The sequence below is a fragment of the Neisseria sp. P0019.S003 genome, assembly GCF_051957115.1.
Classification (GTDB): Bacteria; Pseudomonadota; Gammaproteobacteria; order Burkholderiales; family Neisseriaceae; genus Neisseria; species Neisseria flavescens_D.
In genome coordinates this window covers 1-553 of the sequence record NZ_JBQCWT010000037.1, presented here as the reverse complement: position 1 = coordinate 553, position 553 = coordinate 1, and the positions used below count along the sequence as shown (strand labels likewise).

1 pseudogene is annotated in these 553 nt (G+C 57.3%); it reads right to left on the bottom strand.

Going from position 1 to position 553, the window contains the following annotated elements:
• Positions 1-553 (bottom strand): annotated as a pseudogene (locus ACTHTS_RS10960) (bifunctional [glutamate--ammonia ligase]-adenylyl-L-tyrosine phosphorylase/[glutamate--ammonia-ligase] adenylyltransferase); the annotation flags it as partial.

Genomic DNA, 553 nt, shown 5'->3' with positions numbered 1-553 from the left:
GTTTCGACGTTTTCAGACGGCATGATGCCCAGCTCGGCAAGTTTCTTCAGCGTTTCCTGCGTGCCTTTCAGTTGCAGCGCGCGCATTTGTCCGCCGCGTATCATCTGGAAAATCTGGGCGATAAATTCGACTTCGCGGATGCCGCCCGCGCCGAGTTTGATGTTGTCCGCCATGCCTTTTTTGCTGACTTCGCTGCGGATTTGGCGGTGTAGGTTCCGCATCGCTTCATACGCGCTGTAATCCAGATATTTTCGGAACACGAAGGGGCGCACCAGAGATTTGATGTCGTTCGGATACGGCGTAACCACGCGGCCTTTGCACCATGCGTAGCGTTCCCATTCGCGTCCCTGCGTAATCAAATATTGCTCCAGCGCAGTTTCGCTCAATACCAGCGCGCCCGAATCGCCGTCCGGCCGCAGCCGCATATCGACGCGGAACACCTGCCCGTCGGCGGTAATGTCGTTCAGCAGCGCAATCAGTTTCTGCCCGACTTTGGTGAAAAACTCCTGATTGCCGCGTTCCCGCCTGCCGTCGGTGTCGCCCGATTCGGGAT